The sequence below is a fragment of the Nonomuraea sp. NPDC003201 genome (genome assembly GCF_053590415.1).
Genome location: NZ_JBSFTC010000483.1, coordinates 1 through 5,933 on the forward strand (window position 1 = coordinate 1; position 5,933 = coordinate 5,933).

Annotated in this window: 7 protein-coding genes; 3 read left to right on the top strand and 4 right to left on the bottom strand. The window is 72.6% G+C overall.

Translation table 11 applies throughout. The features are described from left to right. Positions 1–929: hypothetical protein (locus ACWDX9_RS58515; protein ID WP_449972105.1), on the top strand; the 929-nt coding region annotated here is incomplete at its 5' end. Positions 930–945: 16 nt separating this feature from the next. Here the strand turns inward: ACWDX9_RS58515 and ACWDX9_RS58520 are convergent. From ACWDX9_RS58520 to ACWDX9_RS58530, 3 genes are all read right to left on the bottom strand, one after another. Further along, positions 946–1,260 carry a hypothetical protein gene (locus tag ACWDX9_RS58520; protein WP_449972108.1) on the bottom strand — a complete coding sequence of 105 codons (315 nt, stop codon included), beginning with the start codon at positions 1,258–1,260 and terminating at the stop codon, positions 946–948. A gap of 67 nt (positions 1,261–1,327) precedes the next feature. Next, the gene (locus ACWDX9_RS58525; protein ID WP_449972110.1) at positions 1,328–2,050 is read right to left on the bottom strand and encodes an RDD family protein; all 723 of its coding nucleotides are present in this window, start codon (positions 2,048–2,050) and stop codon (positions 1,328–1,330) included. Beyond that, a complete protein-coding gene (locus ACWDX9_RS58530; RefSeq protein WP_449972112.1) occupies positions 2,047–2,433 on the bottom strand; it encodes a PadR family transcriptional regulator in 387 nt (128 codons plus the stop codon). The genes ACWDX9_RS58525 and ACWDX9_RS58530 overlap by 4 nt, the downstream gene beginning before the upstream one ends. A 186-nt stretch (positions 2,434–2,619) precedes the next feature. Between ACWDX9_RS58530 and ACWDX9_RS58535 the strand changes: the two genes are divergently transcribed. Next, the gene (locus ACWDX9_RS58535) at positions 2,620–4,308 is read left to right on the top strand and encodes an HAL/PAL/TAL family ammonia-lyase (protein WP_449972114.1); all 1,689 of its coding nucleotides are present in this window, start codon (positions 2,620–2,622) and stop codon (positions 4,306–4,308) included. A 13-nt stretch (positions 4,309–4,321) separates the two neighbouring features. On the opposite strand, the gene ACWDX9_RS58540 is transcribed toward ACWDX9_RS58535, so the two are convergent. Continuing rightward, positions 4,322–5,287, bottom strand: a complete 966-nt coding sequence (locus ACWDX9_RS58540; protein WP_449972117.1) for an NAD(P)H-dependent flavin oxidoreductase — start codon at positions 5,285–5,287, stop codon at positions 4,322–4,324. A 141-nt stretch (positions 5,288–5,428) separates the two neighbouring features. Here ACWDX9_RS58540 and ACWDX9_RS58545 point away from each other — a divergent pair, with 141 nt between their 5' ends. After that, positions 5,429–5,896: a MarR family winged helix-turn-helix transcriptional regulator gene (locus ACWDX9_RS58545; RefSeq protein ID WP_449972119.1), complete on the top strand. Its 468-nt coding sequence runs from the start codon at positions 5,429–5,431 to the stop codon at positions 5,894–5,896. The last annotated feature ends 37 nt before the right edge of the window (positions 5,897–5,933 follow it).

The window sequence follows — 5,933 nt, forward strand, 5'->3', positions numbered from 1 at the left end:
AGGACTCGGCCGGGACCCGAGCCGCGCGCCGTCGCGGGCCCGGGACGCCGCCTCCTCGCGCGGAAGCCGTGCCCGGCGTCGGGCAGATCGCCGGATTGCGGCCCCGCGCCGACGTCGAGCTCCTCGACGCCTTGGACTGTCACACCCGGCGGACGGTGGCCGCCTGGCTGCTGGACCGGCCGAGCACGGCCACGCGGCAGGCGTGCCTGCAGACCCTGGCCGGGTTCCTGCGCTGGCTGCAGGCCGTGGAGCCGGGCCTTGGGCTGCTCGCCGCCACCGGCGATCACCTGGACGCCTACTGCGAGCAGGCCCGGATCGGCGCTCTCACCGTCGGTGTACGCAACCCCGGCCGGGCCCTCTCCGGCGCGACCGTGGCGAGGAAGCACCGCGCCCTGTCCTCTTTCTACTGGTTCGCCTGGTCGATCGGCGCGATCCGGCAGGGCGACGGCGGCTCCACGCCTGCCGATGAGCCCCAGTCGCCCGTGGTCACGCGCGAGGAGCGGCGGTTGCTGCGCCACGGCGCCTCCCGGCTGGCCGCGGACGGCCGCGTGGCCGAAGCGGTGGCCGTCGCCCTGATCGAGGCCACCGGCGCCAGCGTGGCCACGCTGGCCAGCCTGACCAGCGAGGACCTGCACGCCGTGGGTCACGGCTCGGACTGCCCGCTGGTGCTCGTCACCATGCGCGACGATCGAGGCGATGTCGTCACCTTCCCGGTCCCCACGTGGGTCCATCCCTGGCTGAAGGCGTTGAGCTCCACCCGGGCCGCCGGAGATCTGCTGATCAAGCAGGGCGACGGCCAGCCGGTGAGCGTCGACTGGCTCACGGCCGCCCTCCAGGACGCCGGGACCGCCGGCGGCGTCCTGGCGTCGCGGGCCAAGCTGCTGCACCCGCGCAAGCTGCGCGCCGCCACGGCCGCGGCACCGGCATGAGCACGCGGGACCCGGCTCAGCGCGGCTCGTAGAACGTCTTCGCGTCCGGCCTGGCGGTCACCCGGCCCGATTCCGGATCGATCACGTAGGTCATGTCCGGGCCCAGTTCCACACCGGGGTCCGGGTGCGCGACGGCGAGGCGCTCCCGGGAGACGCCGGACGGCACCTGCGCCAGCGCCGCCTCGGCCAGCTGCTCCTTCGCCAGGGCCGCGTCCGGGCTGATGGCGACGTGCTGGTGCAGGTGGACGACCCGGGACGACTCGACCTCGTACACCAGGCACCACTGGTGGTGCGGCTCCTCGCCTTCCCGTGCCTCGACACGGAACTCCATCGCTCCCCCTAAGAGCAGAAGCTCAGCGGTTGCCGCGATCCCCGACGGTTCGGAATCATCCCCTCGCCTATCTCGCGGAAACGTCGTTGACCTGGGCGTTGACGACCTTGGTCGCGACCAGGTGATCGAGCACCCGCCGCCGGTCGCCCCACACCACGGGAGCCCAGTCCAGCCAGGCGAACGGCCCCAGCAGCAGGCTGAGCCTGCGCACGATGCCGGCGACCGGACGGATGCGCAGCCCGGCCTCGGTCACCACCCGTAATTTCATGGCGCGTTTGCCCGGCGTCGTGCCGGTCCACGCCTCCAGCAGCCCCAGCCCGACGATCGACCAGGCCAGCGCGAGCGGCACGCCCAGGGTGTAGAGCAGCCCGGCGGCGTCGTAGGCGGCGATTGCGCACCCCTGGGGTGCCGTGGACACGCAGACGCCGCCGACCTTGACGTACACGAAGGGCGGGAACGCCAGGTTGAACCCGCCTCCCTGCCCGGCCATCCGGGCGAGCCCCTGGACGAGCAGCGCGATCGTGACGCCGACGAGCGGCAGGTTGTCGATCAGCACGGCGACGAACCGCACGTCCACACGGGCGGGCGGCGTGGAGCCGATCTCGGCGAAGGCGGCCGCGGCCTCCTCCGGGGTGCCGAGCCGGCTCAGGGCCTCGGCCAGCTCGCCGGCCTCCGCCGCGTCGGACAGGTGATCGACGAGCTCCGCCTTCACCCTCTCCCGGGCCGGGCCGGTCAGGTGCCGTCCGGCCCTTTCGGCGTAGTCGTCGATGATCTGCTGTTCGTCGCTCATTCCTGCACCTCGCCAAGGGTGTCGAGTAGCTGTCGCATGGCCTCCACCAGGCCGCTCCACTCGGCCCGCAGCATGGCGAGGTATGTGCGACCGTCCGGGGTGATGACGTAGTACTTGCGCGGCCTGGCCCGCCCTTCCGCCTCCCAGGTCGCGAGGATGTGGCCGGCGTCCTCGAGCCGGTGCAGCAGCGGGTAGAGCGTGCCCTCCTTGACCTCCAGGACCCCTTCACCCGCCTGCCGCAGCAGTTTCAGCAGCTCGTAGCCGTACCGGCGGCGGACGTCGAGGACGGACAGCACGGCCAGCTCGGTCGTGCCCCGCGCGAGCTCGCGGCGGAGGCGGGCGACGGTGGCCGAGCCCGGCGTCGCCTCGGTGCCCTCAGACATATGACCAAAGTACGACCCGATACCTTGTGTGGCAAGGCATCGGGTCACCTCGAAGACAGCCTGTCACGGACCGGTCGAGGGTGAGTCAGCATTTGTCCCGTCATTGCCGAGTCGTCTTCGACGCCGTCCCGCCCCGTGTCTAAAAGGGAGCGTTGCTGATCCGCGTCGTGAAGGCCGGGGGACACGTTGACCACCAAAGTTGGACGAGCAGCCGCGGGTGCGGTCCTGCTCGTCGCCATGTTCGTACCGGGCCAGGCCGTCGCCACCCCCGAACGCCCGCCCACGGCTGCGGCACCGCCGCCGCGGGCGCGGAGCCTGGTCCTGGACGGAAGCTCCTTCTCGCTGCGGGACGCCTTCGCGGTCCTCTCGGGCCGCCCCGTCACCGCACAGCTCGCGGCGACCGTGCCGGCGACCATGAACCAGACGCGGCAGGGGGCGCTGGCCGCCCTGGCCAACCAGCGCGTGTACGGCTGGAACCAGGCGCTCGGGCCGCTGAAGGACCGCCCCCTCACGCCCGAACAGGCCGAGCAGTTCCAGCACAACGTCCTGCGCTCCCACGCCGCGGGCGTCGGCGAGCCGCTGCCCGACAACGTGGCCAAGCTGGCCCTGATCCTCAAGGCGAACCAGATGGCCAGGGGAACGTACGGGGTGCGGCCCGAGGTGCCGCAGCGCCTGCTGTCCATGGTCAACGCCGGAGTCATCCCGCGGATGCCGCAGATCGGGTCGCTGGGCACCGGCGACCTCCAGCCGCAGGCCGCCGCGGGACTCGCGGCGGCCGGCGAGAACGCGCCCGTACGCTACCTGGGCCGGGAGGGGCCCGCCTCCGAGATCCTGCCGCAGGCGGGGCTGCCCAAGGACTTCGTCTTCCAGGCGGGGGAGGCGCTGCCCATCATCAGCGGCAGCACCGTCGTGGCCGCCGTGCTGATGAACGCCGTCTACCGGGCCACCACGCTCGCCGACCAGGCGGAGGGCGCCTTCGCCCTGTTCATGGAGGCGACCAGGGCCGAGCAGGGCTCGCTCGACGCGCGTACCCACAAGGAACGCCACATCCCCGAGCAGGACGCGGTGGCCGCGCGGCTGCGCGCGATGGTCGCGGGCTCGGGCTGGATGACGGAGGAGGGCCGCAAGCGCCTCGACCCGGCGAACTACGAGCCGCGCATCCAGGACGCGGTGTCGGTGCGGGCCGCGCCGCACATCCTCGCCGGGCTGCGGCACGCGCTGGCCGAGGCGCGCCGCGCCCTGGTGCGGGAGGCCAACTCCTCGACCTCCAACCCGCTGGTCTTCCTGCGCGGGGACGGGCAGGGGTACGAGTTCGTGATGGGCGGCAACTGGGACGCCTCCATCATGGGACACCTGGCCGACACCCTGAACGCGGAGATCACCGACGTCGGGGTGCTGTCGCAGGAGCTGTCGGGGCGGCTGCTGTCGCCCAAGTGGAGCTACGGCCTGCCCGCCAACCTCGCCGGCGGGACCGTCGGCCTCAACTCCGGCATGGTGCAGGTGCAGACGGTGGCCGCCGCGCTGGTCCCGGAGATGCAGGTCAGAGCCACGCCGGCGGGAACGCTGTCCCGGCCGGTCAAGGACGGGCAGGAGGACCACAACACGATGGCGATGGCCTCGGTCAGGAACCTGCAGCAGAACCTGGACCGGCTCGGGGTCGTCCTGGCCGTCCAGTACATGATGGCGGCCCAGGGCATCGACCTCATCGCGCAGAAGATGGAGGGCCTGCCGCTCGGCCCCGTCACGCGGTCCCTGCACGCGGAGATCCGGCAGCACATCACCCCGCTGATCGATGACCGCTACATGACTCCCGATTTGGAGCGCGCCATCTGGCTCGTACGCAACCGCCGCCTCGTACCGACGGCCGCCGCCTGACCCCGGAAGCCGCTCAGCTTTCCGGCTGCTTTCTGCCCGCGCGGGCCAGCGCGTTCTCGGCCTGCGCGGCCAGGCGGGCGACGAGGTCGGCCGCGGGCGGCAGGTCCGTGATGAGATCGACGGCCTCGCCGGCCCACACCGGCAACGCGGGCACCTCCCCGCGTGCCACGGCGTCCTGGTAGTCCTGCCTGGCCTGGGGGTCCCCGGCCAGGTCCGCTTCCCGGCCCAGCCATCGATCGATGAACGGGTGGCCGAGAGTGCGGGCGGTGTACTTCGAGGGCCACTTGGAGCCGCGGGCGATGTCCAGCACACGGCTGCGGCTGGTGTCCTGCCCGCGGCCTTCGACGATCGACCTGGCGGCCGAAGGGTCGACCAGGGCCTCGGCGGTGGCCTGGAATCGGGTGCCGATGAGCGCCCCGGCGGCGCCCAGAGCCAGCGCCGCGGCCACGCCGCGACCGTCGGCGATCCCGCCCGCGGCCAGCACGGGCACCGGAGCCACCAGGTCCACCACGACCGGTACGAACGGCAGCGTCGACCGTCCATGCCGGGCCCCGTGCCCGCCGCCCTCGGTGCCCTGCGCCACGATGACATCGGCGCCCGCGTCCATCGCCTGCCGCGCCTCCTCCAGGTCGGTGACCTGAATGATCAGCGCCGTGCCGGAGGCCCGGACGCGCTCGGCGAACGGCCGCGGATCGCCGAAGGACAGCATCACCGCTCTGGGGCCGTGCTCCAGCACCCGCTCGACCGCGCCGACGTCGGTCGCCCAGACCTGGAAGCCGACACCCCACGGCTGGTCGGTGCTCCGCGTGACGATCGGCAGCTCGCGGGCCAGCCAGTCCGGATCTCCGTTCCCGGAGCCCAGCAGTCCCAGCCCGCCGCCGTTGGAGACGGCCGCGGTCAGCGCTCCGCCGGCCGAGCCGCCCATCGGGGCCAGCGCGATCGGATGCCGAACCCCGAACAACTCCGTGAACTCCGTCATCAAAGCCATGATCGCCATCATCGCTCATCGGCGGCGACAGCGGGCGGCGGGAAGACCGTTTGCCGGTCAATCATCTTATGTCAAACGATCTGGGGCGAGATGGATGTGCGCCAGACTGGCGGCTCACCCGGAAGGAGAGCGATGGCGGCGACGACCAGGACGACGGACCGTGGGGCGGCGTACTTCCCGCGACTCGCCGCCGAGCGGCTGGACATCGCGCTGTGCCGGGCCTCGTCCGCGGTGGCCCGCGCCGCGGACGCGCACGCCGCCGAGGAAGGGCTCGGGGTCGGTCAGCATCTCGTGCTCCAGATGCTCGACGCCGTCGGCCCCTGCTCCCAGCAGACGCTCAGCGAGGAGCTGCGGATCGACCGCAGCGTCATGGTCGGCGTCTGCGACGACCTGGAGCGGGAGGGCCACGTCCGCAGGGAGCGCAACCCGCGTGACCGGCGTTCCTACGCCGTCACCATCACCGAGTCGGGGCGGCGGCGGCTCGCCGAGGCCCAGGCCTCGATCCCGGCGTTCCTCGACGATACCTTCCAGGCCCTCACCTCCGACGAGCGTGCCCAGCTGAGCGCGATCCTCGCCAAACTGCTGGGGCAGCGCCAGTAGGACCTTGCCGGGAAAGGCCGCGAGCCCGCTCGCGCAG